The sequence below is a fragment of the Arthrobacter sp. ISL-95 genome, from assembly GCF_018613695.1.
Classification (GTDB): Bacteria; Actinomycetota; Actinomycetes; order Actinomycetales; family Micrococcaceae; genus Arthrobacter.
Map to the genome: position 1 here is coordinate 12,622 of NZ_JAGGPR010000020.1, position 14,287 is coordinate 26,908.

23 protein-coding genes are annotated in these 14,287 nt (G+C 60.6%); 14 read left to right on the forward strand and 9 right to left on the reverse strand.

The genetic code is table 11. The features are described 5' to 3' along the window. Positions 1-14: 14 nt before the first annotated feature. Positions 15-254, reverse strand: coding sequence for a hypothetical protein (locus J7I86_RS21520; RefSeq protein WP_286180125.1), 240 nt, complete (start codon positions 252-254; stop codon positions 15-17). Positions 255-358: 104 nt separating this feature from the next. On the opposite strand from J7I86_RS21520, the gene J7I86_RS21525 reads away from it, so the two are divergent. Further along, positions 359-763 carry a VOC family protein gene (locus J7I86_RS21525; protein ID WP_214822899.1) on the forward strand — a complete coding sequence of 135 codons (405 nt, stop codon included), beginning with the start codon at positions 359-361 and terminating at the stop codon, positions 761-763. After that, positions 760-1,047 (forward strand): helix-turn-helix domain-containing protein, encoded by a 288-nt coding sequence (locus J7I86_RS21530; protein WP_214822900.1) that lies wholly within the window; start codon positions 760-762, stop codon positions 1,045-1,047. The genes J7I86_RS21525 and J7I86_RS21530 overlap by 4 nt, the downstream gene beginning before the upstream one ends. A gap of 68 nt (positions 1,048-1,115) precedes the next feature. Here the strand turns inward: J7I86_RS21530 and J7I86_RS21535 are convergent, their stop codons facing one another. Genes J7I86_RS21535 through J7I86_RS21545 form a run of 3 tightly spaced genes read right to left on the reverse strand, consistent with a single transcriptional unit; the run spans position 1,116 to position 2,571 of the window. Continuing rightward, positions 1,116-1,580: an SRPBCC domain-containing protein gene (locus J7I86_RS21535; RefSeq protein ID WP_286180126.1), complete on the reverse strand. Its 465-nt coding sequence runs from the start codon at positions 1,578-1,580 to the stop codon at positions 1,116-1,118. A gap of 6 nt (positions 1,581-1,586) precedes the next feature. After that, complete coding sequence (locus J7I86_RS21540) at positions 1,587-2,231, reverse strand: dihydrofolate reductase family protein (protein WP_214822901.1); 645 nt, start codon at positions 2,229-2,231, stop codon at positions 1,587-1,589. A 1-nt stretch (position 2,232) separates the two neighbouring features. Then, positions 2,233-2,571: a helix-turn-helix transcriptional regulator gene (locus tag J7I86_RS21545; protein ID WP_214822902.1), complete on the reverse strand. Its 339-nt coding sequence runs from the start codon at positions 2,569-2,571 to the stop codon at positions 2,233-2,235. A gap of 303 nt (positions 2,572-2,874) precedes the next feature. Here J7I86_RS21545 and J7I86_RS21550 point away from each other — a divergent pair, with 303 nt between their 5' ends. After that, a complete protein-coding gene (locus J7I86_RS21550; protein ID WP_286180128.1) occupies positions 2,875-3,390 on the forward strand; it encodes a hypothetical protein in 516 nt (171 codons plus the stop codon). A 192-nt stretch (positions 3,391-3,582) separates the two neighbouring features. On the opposite strand, the gene J7I86_RS21555 is transcribed toward J7I86_RS21550, so the two are convergent. Continuing rightward, positions 3,583-4,578 carry a DMT family transporter gene (locus tag J7I86_RS21555; RefSeq protein ID WP_214822903.1) on the reverse strand — a complete coding sequence of 332 codons (996 nt, stop codon included), beginning with the start codon at positions 4,576-4,578 and terminating at the stop codon, positions 3,583-3,585. An 88-nt stretch (positions 4,579-4,666) separates the two neighbouring features. Between J7I86_RS21555 and J7I86_RS21560 the strand changes: the two genes are divergently transcribed. From J7I86_RS21560 to J7I86_RS21570, 3 genes are all read left to right on the forward strand, one after another. After that, positions 4,667-5,542: a LysR family transcriptional regulator gene (locus J7I86_RS21560; protein ID WP_214822904.1), complete on the forward strand. Its 876-nt coding sequence runs from the start codon at positions 4,667-4,669 to the stop codon at positions 5,540-5,542. A 97-nt stretch (positions 5,543-5,639) separates the two neighbouring features. Beyond that, complete coding sequence (locus J7I86_RS21565) at positions 5,640-6,056, forward strand: GNAT family N-acetyltransferase (protein WP_214822905.1); 417 nt, start codon at positions 5,640-5,642, stop codon at positions 6,054-6,056. 78 nt (positions 6,057-6,134) lie between these two features. Then, positions 6,135-6,575, forward strand: coding sequence for a hypothetical protein (locus tag J7I86_RS21570; RefSeq protein WP_214822906.1), 441 nt, complete (start codon positions 6,135-6,137; stop codon positions 6,573-6,575). Positions 6,576-6,825: 250 nt separating this feature from the next. Here J7I86_RS21570 and J7I86_RS21575 read toward each other — a convergent pair whose 3' ends face one another. Continuing rightward, a complete protein-coding gene (locus J7I86_RS21575) occupies positions 6,826-7,089 on the reverse strand; it encodes a hypothetical protein (RefSeq protein ID WP_214822907.1) in 264 nt (87 codons plus the stop codon). A gap of 263 nt (positions 7,090-7,352) precedes the next feature. Here J7I86_RS21575 and J7I86_RS21580 point away from each other — a divergent pair, with 263 nt between their 5' ends. Together J7I86_RS21580 and J7I86_RS23205 are read left to right on the forward strand one after the other, a co-directional pair. After that, entirely contained in the window at positions 7,353-8,036 is a 684-nt protein-coding gene (locus tag J7I86_RS21580) for a DJ-1/PfpI family protein (RefSeq protein WP_214822908.1), read from the forward strand. A gap of 251 nt (positions 8,037-8,287) precedes the next feature. Continuing rightward, positions 8,288-8,686, forward strand: a complete 399-nt coding sequence (locus J7I86_RS23205) for a putative immunity protein (protein ID WP_396019933.1) — start codon at positions 8,288-8,290, stop codon at positions 8,684-8,686. A 128-nt stretch (positions 8,687-8,814) separates the two neighbouring features. Here the strand turns inward: J7I86_RS23205 and J7I86_RS21590 are convergent, their stop codons facing one another. Then, on the reverse strand, positions 8,815-9,417 hold the full coding sequence (locus tag J7I86_RS21590) for a cysteine hydrolase family protein (RefSeq protein ID WP_309476781.1): 603 nt from the start codon (positions 9,415-9,417) through the stop codon (positions 8,815-8,817). Positions 9,418-9,598: 181 nt separating this feature from the next. Between J7I86_RS21590 and J7I86_RS21595 the strand changes: the two genes are divergently transcribed. The 6 genes from J7I86_RS21595 (at position 9,599) to J7I86_RS21620 (ending at position 13,042) form a co-directional block, all read left to right on the forward strand. Continuing rightward, positions 9,599-10,036 carry a MerR family transcriptional regulator gene (locus tag J7I86_RS21595; protein WP_214822910.1) on the forward strand — a complete coding sequence of 146 codons (438 nt, stop codon included), beginning with the start codon at positions 9,599-9,601 and terminating at the stop codon, positions 10,034-10,036. Beyond that, positions 9,975-10,439: a glyoxalase/bleomycin resistance/extradiol dioxygenase family protein gene (locus J7I86_RS21600; protein ID WP_214822911.1), complete on the forward strand. Its 465-nt coding sequence runs from the start codon at positions 9,975-9,977 to the stop codon at positions 10,437-10,439. Before J7I86_RS21595 ends, J7I86_RS21600 begins: the two co-directional genes overlap by 62 nt. A 284-nt stretch (positions 10,440-10,723) precedes the next feature. After that, positions 10,724-11,029 (forward strand): hypothetical protein, encoded by a 306-nt coding sequence (locus J7I86_RS21605; RefSeq protein ID WP_214822912.1) that lies wholly within the window; start codon positions 10,724-10,726, stop codon positions 11,027-11,029. Between the two features lie 170 nt (positions 11,030-11,199). Further along, positions 11,200-12,054, forward strand: coding sequence for a GNAT family N-acetyltransferase (locus tag J7I86_RS23025; protein WP_286180136.1), 855 nt, complete (start codon positions 11,200-11,202; stop codon positions 12,052-12,054). A gap of 435 nt (positions 12,055-12,489) precedes the next feature. After that, complete coding sequence (locus tag J7I86_RS21615; protein ID WP_214822913.1) at positions 12,490-12,744, forward strand: hypothetical protein; 255 nt, start codon at positions 12,490-12,492, stop codon at positions 12,742-12,744. Positions 12,745-12,805: 61 nt separating this feature from the next. Continuing rightward, positions 12,806-13,042: a helix-turn-helix domain-containing protein gene (locus tag J7I86_RS21620; protein WP_214822914.1), complete on the forward strand. Its 237-nt coding sequence runs from the start codon at positions 12,806-12,808 to the stop codon at positions 13,040-13,042. A 147-nt stretch (positions 13,043-13,189) separates the two neighbouring features. Here J7I86_RS21620 and J7I86_RS21625 read toward each other — a convergent pair whose 3' ends face one another. Together J7I86_RS21625 and J7I86_RS21630 are read right to left on the reverse strand one after the other, a co-directional pair. Beyond that, on the reverse strand, positions 13,190-13,549 hold the full coding sequence (locus tag J7I86_RS21625; protein WP_214822915.1) for a hypothetical protein: 360 nt from the start codon (positions 13,547-13,549) through the stop codon (positions 13,190-13,192). A 136-nt stretch (positions 13,550-13,685) separates the two neighbouring features. Beyond that, positions 13,686-14,192, reverse strand: a complete 507-nt coding sequence (locus tag J7I86_RS21630) for a class F sortase (RefSeq protein ID WP_309476782.1) — start codon at positions 14,190-14,192, stop codon at positions 13,686-13,688. Positions 14,193-14,287 lie beyond the last annotated feature (95 nt).

The window sequence follows — 14,287 nt, forward strand, 5'->3', positions numbered from 1 at the left end:
GTTTCGACACTAAGTCAGCTGACGGCTGGACCCTCGTCGTTCGCGACACCCTCGATCCAGTCCACAGCTTCGTCCGAAAGCTGGGGGCCGTCTGTTGATTCGCTGGCCCACCACCTGGAATCGGTAGTGCCGCCTGTAGCCGCCATGATGCGGGCGACTACTTTCGGCGGCAGTGCCTCGCCGTTGTGTTCAATGAGCCAGTCGCGGGTTTCCGCATCGAGAGAAGGCCACCACGCTTGGATATCCCTCCACACAGCATTCCACCGAGGAGGCTGTGGGTGCTTAGCCCCGCGCCCCCAAAGTCGTAAAGCGCGCCCAGGCCTTGACGTCACACTTGCATTTTGCAAGTATGGGCCGCATGAGCCTCTTCATCACATGCCCGGTTGAGAGCGTCGAACGCGCTACCACCTTCTATACCGCCCTCGGCTGGACCCTCAACACCAAAATGTCCGATCACAACGTGTCATGCTTCGCCATCGCGCCCGAGCAGTACGTCATGCTCGGCAGCCGCGAGATGTACGCGAGCATCGGCGCCTCCGAGGAGCTGGTCGGCGGACCCGACACCCCCTCGAAGGTCACAGTCTCCTTCGACCTCGACAGCCGCGAGGCGGTGGACGAACTTATCGAACGCGCCGGCGCCGCCGGCGGGCGGATCTGCGACACCGACGACTACCCCTTCATGTACCAGCGCCAGTTCGACGACCCCGATGGCTACCACTACTCGCCGTTTTGGATGAAACCGGAAACCGATCCGACCGCGTGAGCAACCTCGCCGCGGCCCTCGACATCGTCGGAGCGCGGTGGGCCCTGCTTATCGTGGAGCGGCTGCTCGACGGGCCACAGCGCTACGGCGATCTGCAGCGCGACCTCGGAGTGCCGACCAACATGCTCGCCACCCGCTTGCGCGAGCTCGAGGCCGCCGGGGTACTGTCCCGTCTGCCCCTCCGGCACAACACCCGGGCCTACGCGCTGACCGAGAGAGGGCTCGCCTTGCGCGACGCGATCGTCGCGCTGGAACGCTGGGGCGGCGAGGAGGGGCCAAGGTGAGGCGCAGAATCGCGATGGGCTCCGACAAGGGTTCTGCGGTGACAGGACGGTTGAGTGAAGGAAGTGAGTCACGCGAGGTAGTTGCCCAGTGCGTCGAGTAGGCCGCGGGTGCCTTCCTCGCGCCCCGGCCCGTCGGCCCAGAACTGGTCGAAGAAGACGCCGTGCTCGACGTGCGTGAATCGGGTACCGGCATCGGTCGGCTCGAATTCCAATGACGCCACGGATGTCGACATGTGGGCCCCGTCGAGCCACATGTCGTACGTCGTGACGATGCGGATTTGTTCGACGATGTCGGTGTACGTGGCCTCGTATCGTGAGACTGGGCCGTTGTGGAATTTGCCCTCGTCGACGTCGCGTCCGCCAACGCGGAAGTCGAACGTCCATTCACGAGTCTGCACGCGGTCGCCGTCACCCCACCAGCCCCGCTTCTGATCCTCGTCGGCGAACGCGTCCCAGATGCGTTCAAGGGGAGCGGGGTATTCGCGGGTGAGTGTGAATCCGGAGCGTGCGAGTCGGCGTTCTGTCGTCATCATTGCGTCCTATCGCTTCAGGGTGACGTGAATCATGCCACTCTCTGCTACTTCCGTCGTAACTCTGTGGGTGACTTCGATGCCGCGCAGGTCGTCCCACAGTCGATGACCGCGGCCGAGGAAAATGGGAGCGACCAGGAGGTGCAGGTCATCGACCAGCCCGGCACGTAGAAAGTCACGCGCTGTACGGTACCCACCGCCGACGCGCACATCCAGGTCGCCGGCCGCCTCCGTCGCCTCGGTGAGTACGTCCTCGATTGCGGTGTCGCGGAAGTGGAACGTGGTGCCGCCCTTCATCGGGAGCGACGGACGTGGTGCGGTGTGGGTGAGCACGTAGACCGCGGTGCCGAAGGGCGGTGTCTCGCCCCACCAGCCTTTCCAGTCTGAATCGTCGGGAAAGGCGTGGAGTCCGAACTTCCCCGCGCCCATAATCTCGGAGCCGACTCCCTCGATGGACGCGATGACGTATCGGTCGTCGACGCCGGTCGTGCCTGCGCCGCTGGTGTCGCCGAAGACGTTCTCCCGGAACGTTCGGGTAGCGGCGTACGCAGCTGTGAGTCGCCCCCAGTCTTCACCCATCGGGTTATCGGGTGTCGGGTCGGACGGCGTGTATCCGTCCAGCGATGTGAACAGGTCCAAGCGGACGCGAGTCATGTCAGATTTCCTTCGGGGTCGTGAGCGCCAGATGGATGCCGAGCCGGTCGGCTTGATGCTCGGCGGGGGTGCGCTGCTCGCCGAGCCACAGGTGTAGCACGTCGAGGGCCCCAGGTCGCAGGCTCACGGTACGGACACGCCCGTGTTTCTCCGACGTGACCACTCCCGCGTTCTCGAGGATGCGAAGGTGTTGCATGAGTGACGGCAACGCCATTGAGAATGGTGCCGCGAGGTCGGACACGACCGCAGGGGACGTCGCCAGCCGCTCCACGACAGCCCGGCGCGTGGGATCCGCGAGAGCGCGGAGCACGGCGTCGAGTTCATCATGATACTTAGGCACATCCATAAGTATGTCTGTGCGCCGTCTTATTCCGCAAGCCGGCGCGGGCAATGTTCGTGCGACATCTCCCAACTCCGAAGCGGACCATCTACATCGAAGGCGTTGCGCTGTCGACGAGACGCTGCTCGACTCAGGCTTGCGGGTCCTTACTTACGACCGCGCCTGAAACCGCACTGACAGGTTCAGCCTGAATAAGACCCGTATGCCGGACACCTCCGATGTCCCGGTTGAGGATCCTCAAGCGGACATCTCGAATCACTGAGGTGAGTCGATGTCAGGCTCGCAGTGATGGAGAATCGGTGCATGATCAGCACAGCGAAGGATGAGGGATTCGTGGTTGGGGTGGGCGGTCGGTCACGAGCGGAGCTCGTGCAGTTGCTTCTCAATAAGGGAGTCTTGCTCAATAGCCACGCCGAGACACTGCTCGCTCACCCCGCATTCGAGGCCCCAAGGAGTCAAAGCTTACGAATCGTCGAGCGAACGGTGGACGAGCTCGGATTCAGGCGCGGCGCGGTACAACCCAGGATCTTCGCCGCTGCGAGGGATCAAGGCCTCGAACTCTGCCCCTTGGTGACGGGACCGTACCTCCGATTGGCGACGATGGACCAAGCGAACGCACCGGACTCCGTCTTGTCAGCAGGCCACGCCCCAACCGGAGCAATTCACGTCGCATCCGAGCCGCTGAGCAACGACGTGGACCCCAAAGGGTTCTACCTCCGTGTCGTGGACGGGCAGCCCTGGCTAAGAGGCTACCGGTGTGATGACACGTATGTGTGGGAGCCAGAACAACGGCTCGCGTTCGTATTGCCAGCTCGCTAGTGTTCCTGCTCGGCAGGGGATCCCTTAGCGAACGGTTAATCAAGGACCTTTCCTCCGGCGTTAGGGAATCCTAGTGAGCCAGACGATGAGGGTTGCGACCGTGACGATAAAAGACAGGGTACGTCGTTCTTCGTCGGCTGTGCGTCGTTGGCCTATGTGCCGGTTGGCAGCAGTGTTCTGACGAGGTAAGGGTTAGCGGAGGCGTCCATGGTGCCCTTCCAGATCAGGATGGGCCTGCAGCTTTCTCATGCGCCGGAGCGAGAGCGATGCTACTGGCAGTGTGAGTCTGCCTTGGCTGACAAGGACGGCGAGGATCACGATGATTCCACCCATGACTTCGTTCCAGTGAATGCTTTCGTGCAGGACGAGGATCCCGAGGATCACGCCTCCGATGGGTGTCAGGTAGGTGACTGTCGAGGCGACGGTCGCTCCCCAGGCGTTGATGACGTTGGTGTACCAGATGTAGGCGACACCGGTGCCGACCGCTCCGAGCAGGAGGATACTGGCGATAATCGCAGGTGACAGGCTCACCGGGTCGAGGCCGATGAAGGGTGTGAGAACGGCGATGACGAGAGCCCCGGCGCCGATTTGACTGGCCGCGACCGTGGTGGCGTCGTAGGTATGGGATCGGAAGAACCGGCGGGTGTAGGTGAATCCCAACCCGTAGCAGGTGGTCCCGCCCAAGCACGCCAGCTGGGCGATGAGGTTCGCGTCCTGCAGGTCAGTCAGTAACCGCCACGGGCCGAGGACGAGGACAATGCCGCCGGCGGCGATGAGCATCGCCGTCGTTTTGATCCTGGTGAGCCTTTCCTCGGGCAGAACTGCCAGGGCGATGATCATCGTCGCGATCGGGGTCGTTGCGTTGAAGATGCTTGAAAGCCCTGACGGAAGGTACTGCGCAGCCCAGGAGAACAACAGGAAGGGGGCGACACACATGAGGATCCCGATGGCGAACAAGTGCAACCACGTTCTCATACCGGTCGGCCACTTACGCCGTGTCAGGACCATGACGAGCACTAATAAGACTGCGCCTCCCATGAGCCGGCCGAGGACGACTTGTGCCGGTGAGATGCCCTCGACGGCGACTTTGATGAATAGGAAACTCGCTCCCCACACGGCCGCCGCCGCTATGAATTGGGCCCCGATCGATAACGACGTCTTCGCTGGCTTCGTGGTTTCTGTAGACATGCGGTTCCCTTCGCTCTTTCCTCTAGCGTCGCCACATGGGGCATTATGAGTCCAATGCATGCACAGCATCTACGTATGAGGACACACCATGGGCATCACGCTGAAGCAGTTAGCAGTCCTGTCAGCAGTAATCGAGCATGACGGGTTTGGGGCGGCAGCCGAGGAACTCGGGGTCGATCAGTCCTCGGTGTCTCACAGCATTGCTGCCCTGGAGAAGGTCACAGGCGCTCCTCTAGTGAACCGGAAGGGCCCGCTGCGTCCAACTGAACTGGGGCAGGCCTTGCTACCGCATGCCCGTACCGCACTGGCTGCCGCCAGGGCAATCGACTCCCTCATTAGCGAGCACCACCTAAACAAGCCCGAAGGAATAGTAAAGATTGCCGCGTCCCCGACCGCAGCGCACCGGATGCTCCCAAAGCTGCTGAATGGTTGGGCTGAAGCCCTGCCCGACGTCGATGTTCGGGTCTTCGAGGGCGATGATGACGAATTAGAGGAGTGGCTGAGCAACGGCGTGGTGGACTGCGCCATCGTCATCGACCCCGAATCCACACCCCCTGGCGGCGTCGAACTACTCACCGACAGGTTTCAGGCTGTACTCCGCAAAGACCACCCCTTCAGTTCCCAGGACCAGGTGGGACTAGTTGAACTGTTGGAGGACCCGCTACTGGTTTCCTCGGGCGGATGCGAACCCCAGATCAGGGCACTCCACACCGCCAGCGGCGTCCGCTACAGCCCAGCCCAACGCGTGCGAGAAATCTCCACCCTCCTAAGCATGGTCGAAAGCAATGTAGGGGTCGCAATCATGCCATCCCTAGCCGCGTCGATGCTGCCCGAAACCCTCGTCATGGTGAACATCAGTCCTAGCCTGGAACGCAGACTCGTTTTCACCGGGCCAGCAAACAGGCCCTGGAACCCACAAGTCACCCGCATGCTCGAGCTAACCATGGCCAGCCTAAACAACTGAACACGAAGCCGAGCGTGCGGAAGGGGATCCCTGATCGAGACTGACGGTGGCTTGCATTGTTTGAAGGTGCCCTGTCCCGGTCCCCTAGGGTGTTGTTATGACTGAGCGATATTTCTTCTCCTCCGAAGTGGACCGAGTTGATCGTACCCGCGTGCACCGGTGGCTCAGCGAGCAGTCCTACTGGGCGCAAGGTCGGAGTCGTGAGAAGCAGGATGCAGCCATCGACGCCTCTCGGAACTACGGTGTGTATGACATCGAGACTGGCGAGCAGGTCGCTTACGGCCGCGTCGTGACTGACGGCGTTACGTTTGCTTGGCTTTGCGACGTGTTCGTGGCTACCGAAATCCGCGGTCAAGGCATCGGCAAGATGCTCGCCGCTGGTGTAATGGCGGATTTGGAACCTCTAGACCTAAGACGGACTCTGCTCTCGACGGCCGATGCCCACGGACTTTACGCTCAATATGGCTTCACTGAACTGACCGAACCATCACGAATGATGGCGCGCGTCCGCTGACCCATCCATCAGCGTGCCAGGTAACGGTCTGGGCCATGCGAGGTCGTTGGCCAGCTGCCAATGACGGCGAATCACTTCATGATGAGCACAGCGAAGAGTGAGAGTTTTGTGGTTCTGGTGGGTGGGCAGTCGCGAACCGAGGTCATCCGGTCACTGCGCGATGCAGGCGTTAAGCTCAATGCCCACGCAGAGACCCTGCTCGCTCACCCCGCGTTCGATGCACCTGCAGACCGAACGCTGCGAATTGTGGAGCGGACCGTAGAGCAGCTTGGTCTCCTGGAGGGCGCCGTTCAGTCCCAGGTTTTCGCGACGGCAAGGAGCCAGGGTCTGGAACTGTGTCCCTTGGTGACCGGCCCTTACCTGCGGTTGGCGCTGATGGGCCAGTCGAACGCGCCGGACTCAGTCCTGTCCGCAGGTCGCGGCCCGGCCGGAGCGATCCACGTCGCGTCCGAGCCCGTCAGCGAGGACGTGGAGTACCCCAAAGGGTTCTACCTTCGGGTCGTGGCCGGGCAGCCCTGACTGAGGGGTTATAACTGCGATGACACGTACGTGTGGGCTCCGGAGCAGCGGATCGCGTTCCTACTGCCGGAAGCGGATAAGGCACGGTCCGATCTGGTGACAGAACCAATCAGGACAAGATGCGGCCGTCCCGTAGGAGGATCCCCGACCGAACGCAAGACGGCTGCTATGTGCGCAGAAGTGTGTCGTGGACCGCCACGTGCTCGCCGACCCGCACGATCAAGTCGCCGCCCATTCCTTCCCAGCGGGATCAGACGTGGAACTCAGTGACCCCGCGCTCGTCTCGGACACTGATCTTCACCGGGGTCTCTCGTTCAAGAACAAGGCTCACTTCGTCACCGTAGAGCCAGCGGATGCTCGCTGACCCTGCGATCTCGTCCCAGGTAAGCGTCACGGTGCTTCCGTCGTTCGCCCACGCGACCAGAGAGACCACCCCAGGCTGATCAGACGGCTCGACCCCAACCCCGATATCACTCAGGTCTTCAAGCCTTGGAACTTCAAGCTGCGCGCTCATAACCACATGGTGCCATACCAGCCCGCCACAATGATCGGGGCCAGCTGCACGCTGGAGGATCCTTTACCGGACACTTTCACTCGTCGCAGCCCAGGAAAACCAGTCTTATTTCTGGCAGCCCGCGTCGGGCAGCAAGAGCTTCCGCGCCCCATTCGGAGCGAATCCTGACTTGAGGTAAAAAGCGCTGGCACGTGGGTTGTCCTCGAGTACCGGATTCGTGCGGGAGGCGTTGGATGCCGCACGCGCTCATATAGTCTGAGACCATGCCTTCCCGTCCGCTGAGAATCGTTGTCCTTCTTTTCCCACGGGTCACCCAGTTAGATTTCACGGGCCCCACTCAGGTTTTCTCCAAGTTTCCGGACACCGAACTTCACCTGGCCTGGCATAGCGTGGATCCGATCCCTACCGATGCCGGGTGGTGCATCGTGCCCACTACGACCCTTGACGAGTGCCCCCAGGCAGACGTCATCTTTGTGCCCGGAGGTGCCGGTGCGTTCGAATTGTTTGAGGATCTTGTCGCGCTTGATTTTTTGCGCCGTCAGGCCCTGAGTGCCCGGTGGGTGACGTCGGTATGCACTGGAGCCTTTGCCCTCGCGGCGGCGGGATTGCTCACCGGCTATCGGGCAACAAGCCACTGGGCTTCGCTGAGGATGCTTGAACACTTCGGCGTCATCCCTGTTTCTGAGAGAGTGGTCCGTGACGGCAACAGGATCACCGGGGCCGGCGTTACCTCCGGGATAGACTTCGCCTTTACCTTGGCCGCTGAACTCTACGGGGAAGATGAAGCCCGAAAGATCCAGCTGGCCATTGAATATGACCCCGAGCCACCTTTCGATTACGGATCCCCGAGTAAAGCCGACCCGGAAATGGTGAAGAACATCATCTCGGCAACCGAGGACCTCCGCATGCCGGCAATCCTGAAGGCCGTCAGCCTCAGAGCCGTTTAGTAGGCTTCCGTCAATCGTTCACTCCGCCGACGCCTCAGAGACAGAGGTGATCGGTTAGGGATGGTTCTTCGTGCCTGTGGTTTCAGGGGAGGTCGGTTGCCACCGGGACTCCGGGAGAGTATGAAACAGTCATATGATCCTTCCTGCTGTCCGCGATCCTCGTCTCGTGTCTATCCGGCGCGGGGGGCTCCTTACCGATGACGATCATCAACTCCTGACCTTCTGGGCGGCTGGCCTGCGCCGAGCACGTTTTGGGGCTGTTCGAGGAAGCGAATCCAGGGGATCACCGGCCTCGTACAGCGATCGAAGCGGCCCGAGCCTGGGCGCGCGGTGAAGCGAAGATGATGGCTACCCGTGCGATGGCAGGGCATGCGATGGGCGCCGCGCGTCCTCTGCGTGGTGCCGCACGGTTCGCGGCGTACGCAGCCGGCCAAGCGGGGTGTGTTGCCCATTTTCCCGAACACGATCTGGGGGCGGCCGCCTATGCCATTAAGGCTGCTGCGGCTGCGGTACCTGAGCATAAGAGGCGAGGAACTAGGCAAGCTGAACGCAACTGGCAGCGCCAGCAGATTCCCGGTCACCTCCGCACCTTGGTCCTTGAGGACCAGAGCCGCAGAAACAGCATCTGCTGGTCCGTCTTCAACGACTGAGGCACCTTGATTCGGTGTCCTTATGCCTTTCCCTCACCGGGGTACCAGACGGTATCGGTTCGGCGGCTCTCTCCGCCTCTTGTTGCGCCTCCTTTGCGGGGCCTGCGGGCCTGTCCTGTCCGCTCCGGTTACAGGGCGGTGGCGGGTTGCTGTACCTGTTCGAGCAAGCCGGCGGTGCTGACGACCGTGGCGAATTCTTCGTGTAAATTCACCCCGGTCATCCGGGACAGCACAGCCGCGGCAACGTTCTCACCGTCCGGAGCGGTGCGGTCAAAGGTGTGGGTGGCATCCAGGGGGAAGTACACCCGGTAGCCGAGGTTGCCCCCGACTCGGGCAGTAGTCTCGCAGCAGTGATTGGTGGTGATTCCGCAGACGACCAGTTCCTTGATGCCGTTCTCCTGCAGCCAGGCATGCAGGTCAGGGGTGCCGTGAAAGCTGGAGTTGACGTTCTTGCTCACCAGGAGATCCGGGGCGCCGGGGATGATTTCCTTGAACGCGTTGCCGGGGTTGTTCGGATGCAGGGGCGAGGAGGGTGCGGTGGAGTCGTGGCGAACGAAAACGATGGGGCGGCCGGTTTCCCGCCAGCGCGTCAGCAGGGCGCCGATGTTCACCTCGCACGAGGGGTTATCGCGCGGACCCCAGTAGACGGCGTCATCGAAAGCCTGTTGGACGTCGACGATCACCAGTGCGGCGCGGGGATCAAGGGTTAGGGGCGGGGAAGAAGTCTTCACTTCTGCGACGATAGCAAACCCCATTGTCCCCGCGCACTCATCGATAAGTTTCAGAGTCCTAAAGGCCGGCGGCAACCTGTCCGCGGCGCCAACTCGCTAAGGACAATTTTGGGGCAGGCAGAGTCGCCCTGACCGCAAGCGGATCGGACAACGGGCGCCAAGAATCAGCGAAGATGGGGGCATGAGGATTGGAGAACTAGCGACGAAGACTGGCGTCAGCGTCAGGTCGTTGCGCTACTACGAACAGCAAGGCCTGCTTGAGCCGCAACGCACTTCGTCGGGTCACCGTTTTTACTCGATCGAGGACGAGCGTCTTGTGTTCCAGATCCAAGACTTGTTTGAAGCTGGTTTTTGCAGCTCCGTAATTCGCGCGTTGCTTCCCGCCCTGGTCAATCCCGAAAATAATCGTGATCTGCTCCGGACCTCATTAACTGCTGCGCAGGCGCGGCTTACTAGCGAGAAGAAATCCGTTGAAGCCGAACTTCTAAAACTGAAACGGCTGGGGGATCGATACGGGCTTGCACCTGACACGCATGTCACCCTCCAAAATGATGGACATGACTCCTTCACAGCAGCCGAAGCAATTGCGTTTGATCATCGAAACAGACGACTTCGATAGCGCCCTACGTTTTTACCGCGATGTCCTTGGCCTTTCGGAACAGCCCGCTTTCGCAACTGATGGTGAGGATCGAGTGTCAATACTGAACGTCGGCGCAGCGACAATAGAGCTCGCCACACCCACACACGTTCGCAACATTGACGCTATCGAAAACGCACCATCTGCCGAAGGGCCTACGCTCCGAATCGCCCTAGAGGTGGACAACACCGAAGTTGCGATGACCTCCGCCGAAGAGTTTGGGTTGAAGGTGCTCGCGCCCCCAATCAAAACTCCGTTCGAGACCGTCAACGGAAGAGTGCAAGGTCCTGCCGGCTGGCAGCTGACCTTCTTCCAAGAACTTGAAACACTGCAAGAACGCACCAGGAGGAAAGGCTTCACCACTGACGACCATCGCGCCCAGTAACGGATCCTTTACCGGGCATAGGGCATCCATTGAACCAGCGGGTCACGGAGCAAGAACCCAGGCTATGAAATCCCTATCCTTAGGTAAAAGGGCCAGAAGACACATGCATGAAACGACGGGCTCACGGGCGCGGCTGTGGGCAGCAACGAACTAATGCGTACGTGGCGTGTCCTGCTAGATAACGGGCCATCTGATCCGACTAGGCGGATGACTGATAATTGATCCCCGATAGGACAGCAACTTATATGAATGAAGCCGTTCTTGAGTCTCGCTTCTTGAGAGCAATGACCGAGGTCGCTAACAAGGTGCTGGAGGCCGAACGTGAGCATATCTATGACCTGGTCATGGAGGAAGCCGAGCAGTTCATTTGCGAGCTCCTGGGTTCCTCCCACGATGGAGGCGCATATGCCCTCTGGATGGAAATCAGCGACCTCTACGACAATCCAGCCGGTCCGGCGTCGGAGGAAGCCTGCGAGAAAATCGGACGCAAGGCAGCCGCGGAATGGTTGTCCGTCGATCAGTCATCTACAGACGAAATCAACAAGTTCTTTGCTCGATGGCACACCCCGGAGCCATGGCAGATTTTGTGACACCGATTCCTAATCCCGTAAGCCGGTACCTCTCCGAACTCTTCAGAGCGCCCGGTGAGGGATCCTTTACCGGTCGGCGCATGCCGTCGCGCCCCGCATTGGGTCTCGGTATGCCCCTGGTACGGGGATCCGGTACAGGCCTATGGCTCTGACAAACTTTGACCATGGAAATGTCTGGAGCAATCTACCCGTGGCCCACTATCGACCCGACTCAAGGGAATGTGACGCTACGACAGTTCTGTTCGGCGGACGCTGAAATGACCAGGGAGTTGTCCTGCGACCCCTACATCTCAGCAATTGGCTCGCTCCCTCCAAACGCCACAGCCAGCCAAGCCCAGTTGTGGGTAGAAAGGCAGCAGAATCGTTACTCCGAAGGCACTGGCTTCTCCTTTGCCGTTATCGATGATGCCCAAGGGCGCTGCGCGGGTTTTGTTGGGTTATGGATCCGGGAGTTGAGCGAGGGCCGCTCGAAAGTCGGTTACGGCATTGCCCCGTCATTCAGAGGTCGCCGTCTCGCAGCCGACGCCGTCCGCGCAGTCACAGCGTTCGGTTGGACAATACCCACGCTTCATCGCACCGAACTCTACATCGAGCCATGGAACACGGCATCCATTAAGACTGCCAAGCATGCAGGCTACATCCGCGAAGGACTTCTGAGGTCCCATCAGGAAATCAGTGGAGAGCGGCGGGACATGGACCGCGCAGGGGACTTCAGAGAACCCCGCTTGGGTCGGACGAGTAGATCACTTGGCAGTCAACGTCATGCCGCTGCAACAGGTCCATGTAGAAATTTATCTCGGCCAATAGGTGAGTGCAGTACAAGTCCGCCGCAGACTTGGTGGTCGGGATCTCGTTATGTGGCTGGCCAATCTCATCACCGTGCTCTGCTTCATCGGAGCAGCCAGTTCCACTCGAACAGCGGCCCGCTGATGTTTGGTTTCAACTTTGCATTCGTTGGCCTGCTTGGATTCATCATGCTGATGGTCGGACTTCACGGACTCATCTCGCGGGGCGATCCGCAGTAGGAGACAAACTCATACGAGACCTCCGGCATTTTGTCCGGAGGCCTCTAGCGTGTCCGTGAGCGTCCATTCCGGAAATCATGCAGCCGTTCATGCTTCGCGGGCATGCTGCGGTGACTGCAGTGCTCGAGCTTGCTACTGCTCCGGGTGTTCGATCCAGCAGGCCAGGATGGTGGTGGAGAGTTGGTAGGCCAGGGCGTTCCTGGTGATGTCGTTTGGCTCAGTCGTTGCCCGGCCACGAATGGGTGGCACCCTCGATGATTACGCGCTACTTCTTTATCAAAAAGTGACTCAACAGGCAACTGTTACTTATTGTTACGCACGCGAATTGTGTCTACTCTTCGTTAATTGCATTGCTCCACGCGGTGGCCATTCTGGTAGCTCGGGACGGCGCCACACTAGGGCATCAACGTTGAAGGACTGCGAAGGAGAATTCCAATGGGGGAAATTCATGTAGGCGCACCGGCGTCCGGCACGCGAGTCGGACGGTTGTCAGCGCTCGTACGCCGCACCATGGCGCGTGCACGGACAGCAGCTGTTCCTTACCGGATTGGTGAAGTAGTCATCGGCGAGGACCCCTTCAACGGCCGCAGGGAAGGCCTGGTGGCCGTCAAGAAGGGCACGTTTGTGGGGCTCCAGACCGGAGGCCAGATGTGCTTCTACGACTACCGACAACTGAGACGGCCGGACTAGCAACCAGTTCAATCCCAGTCAGCCCAGCCGCCTGATTCAAGCCCGCGGGAGTCTGATCGACATGTCCATTGCTAACGTGCCCAGCCCCTACCTGACCGTCGCTGAGGTGGCCGCGGCACTGCGAGTATCCAAGATGACCGTCTATCGACTGGTCCGGGCCTACCCATTGGCCTCCGTGCGCTTAGGCAACTCGTACCGCGTTCCTGAAAAAGCCGTCGAGGAGTACATCAAGAAGGCCGGCACCCCATGCCCGGGATCGAAAGATGGTTCCGCTACGCACGGCTCGACAGCGGAGTAAGCCTCGCCCACGAGAACCGTCCGACCAGGAAGAACTGCATTTCGTCCTGGAACGCCGGTGTCACGAAGGCGGCCCAGCCACTGAACCCGGAGGTCTTCGCGATGCCCGGGCCATCGTCGCCGTCGCCCCTTTGTCTGCGGCTCGTCCTCAGGGGCCATCGTTCAAGGGCCGAAATTCGTCGTCACCGATTTGATCAGGCCTGCCAATCGGGTTGCCTTGGTCATCGAGGAACACTCGGTACCTGAGGAGATGGAGGTGACCACGGATATTTCCGCACGTTGAGGCCTTATAAGTGTGCGTGATCCAGGCGGGTCCCAGGATGACATGTGCCCATGTATCGCATTCGTCAAGGGGCAGTGGAGCTCGGATGCCGGTCTCCCTGCTATGCCCTGCGATGATGACGGTGATGCAGGTACCGGGCCCAACCGGCTCGGCAGTGAACCAAGCCAACTCGTCTGTATGGGCTGCGATCGTCAGGTTCGTGTTCGTGTCCTCGAACGATTGCATGGGGCCTAGCCGGGGTGAACGTCGGAGATAGTTGCCCACTTTGGAGCGTTCTGTCTGGCATGCTGTGCGAAGCTCGGCGCAGAACCGGACCAGTTCTGCGCCGTACGTGTTTTTAATTCTGTTCGTTAGTCCTGTGTCAACCAATGTCCAGGCCTGGGCCCTCAACGGTGGGGGAGGCCGTGACAATTAGATTTTGCCCCCACAGATCCCCGGTATAGCAGCTAATGATTACTAGCCTGTTGGGCACGATCCTCCAGATATCTGCTTCCTCCAGGGTTGTCTTGTCGTGGGTGGTAACCGAATCAACGACGTACATCATGGCTCCGGTTCCCGTTGTGACTTTAATGAGATCTCCGCTCCGAACATGGGTGCTCAATTGGTTGAAGGGTGCGTTTAGGCCCTCCCAGCTGTGGCCAATGATGTAGGTGGTATTCACGGAACCTTCACCCGGCGTCCCGAAGGAAGTCAGCCAGTACCCATCCAGAGTCCGAGGCGGATCAATTGGTTCCCCGGTACCGGGGGGCGTGAATGGAAACAGCGGGATGTCGATCCCGGCTGCGGCGATACTGAATCGGAGGGGGGTGGACGCCTCGGGAACGGCGGTGAGGGCAGGATCGTCCGATTCCAGGGGCGGCGGAGCCACGGCACTCCCCGTCGTCGGCGGCGAGGGGCTGGGAAGTGACGGCGCGGTAGCTGGCGCAGGAGGCGGGGCCGATTGAGGCAGAACCGGTTTCACTG

What these genes read in the sequence shown, in the direction of transcription:
- J7I86_RS21580 (WP_214822908.1), top strand. Translation starts at nt 7,353, where the DNA reads ATGCCTTCCCGTCCGCTGAGAATCGTTGTCCTTCTTTTCCCACGGGTC.
- J7I86_RS21555 (WP_214822903.1), bottom strand. Translation starts at nt 4,578, where the DNA reads ATGTCTACAGAAACCACGAAGCCAGCGAAGACGTCGTTATCGATCGGG.
- J7I86_RS21560 (WP_214822904.1), top strand. Translation starts at nt 4,667, where the DNA reads ATGGGCATCACGCTGAAGCAGTTAGCAGTCCTGTCAGCAGTAATCGAG.
- J7I86_RS21525 (WP_214822899.1), top strand. Translation starts at nt 359, where the DNA reads ATGAGCCTCTTCATCACATGCCCGGTTGAGAGCGTCGAACGCGCTACC.
- J7I86_RS21595 (WP_214822910.1), top strand. Translation starts at nt 9,599, where the DNA reads ATGAGGATTGGAGAACTAGCGACGAAGACTGGCGTCAGCGTCAGGTCG.
- J7I86_RS21540 (WP_214822901.1), bottom strand. Translation starts at nt 2,231, where the DNA reads ATGACTCGCGTCCGCTTGGACCTGTTCACATCGCTGGACGGATACACG.
- J7I86_RS21605 (WP_214822912.1), top strand. Translation starts at nt 10,724, where the DNA reads ATGACCGAGGTCGCTAACAAGGTGCTGGAGGCCGAACGTGAGCATATC.
- J7I86_RS21565 (WP_214822905.1), top strand. Translation starts at nt 5,640, where the DNA reads ATGACTGAGCGATATTTCTTCTCCTCCGAAGTGGACCGAGTTGATCGT.
- J7I86_RS21535 (WP_286180126.1), bottom strand. Translation starts at nt 1,580, where the DNA reads ATGATGACGACAGAACGCCGACTCGCACGCTCCGGATTCACACTCACC.
- J7I86_RS21620 (WP_214822914.1), top strand. Translation starts at nt 12,806, where the DNA reads ATGTCCATTGCTAACGTGCCCAGCCCCTACCTGACCGTCGCTGAGGTG.
- J7I86_RS21570 (WP_214822906.1), top strand. Translation starts at nt 6,135, where the DNA reads ATGATGAGCACAGCGAAGAGTGAGAGTTTTGTGGTTCTGGTGGGTGGG.
- J7I86_RS21625 (WP_214822915.1), bottom strand. Translation starts at nt 13,549, where the DNA reads ATGCAATCGTTCGAGGACACGAACACGAACCTGACGATCGCAGCCCAT.
- J7I86_RS23025 (WP_286180136.1), top strand. Translation starts at nt 11,200, where the DNA reads ATGTCTGGAGCAATCTACCCGTGGCCCACTATCGACCCGACTCAAGGG.
- J7I86_RS21575 (WP_214822907.1), bottom strand. Translation starts at nt 7,089, where the DNA reads ATGAGCGCGCAGCTTGAAGTTCCAAGGCTTGAAGACCTGAGTGATATC.
- J7I86_RS21615 (WP_214822913.1), top strand. Translation starts at nt 12,490, where the DNA reads ATGGGGGAAATTCATGTAGGCGCACCGGCGTCCGGCACGCGAGTCGGA.
- J7I86_RS21600 (WP_214822911.1), top strand. Translation starts at nt 9,975, where the DNA reads ATGACTCCTTCACAGCAGCCGAAGCAATTGCGTTTGATCATCGAAACA.
- J7I86_RS21550 (WP_286180128.1), top strand. Translation starts at nt 2,875, where the DNA reads ATGATCAGCACAGCGAAGGATGAGGGATTCGTGGTTGGGGTGGGCGGT.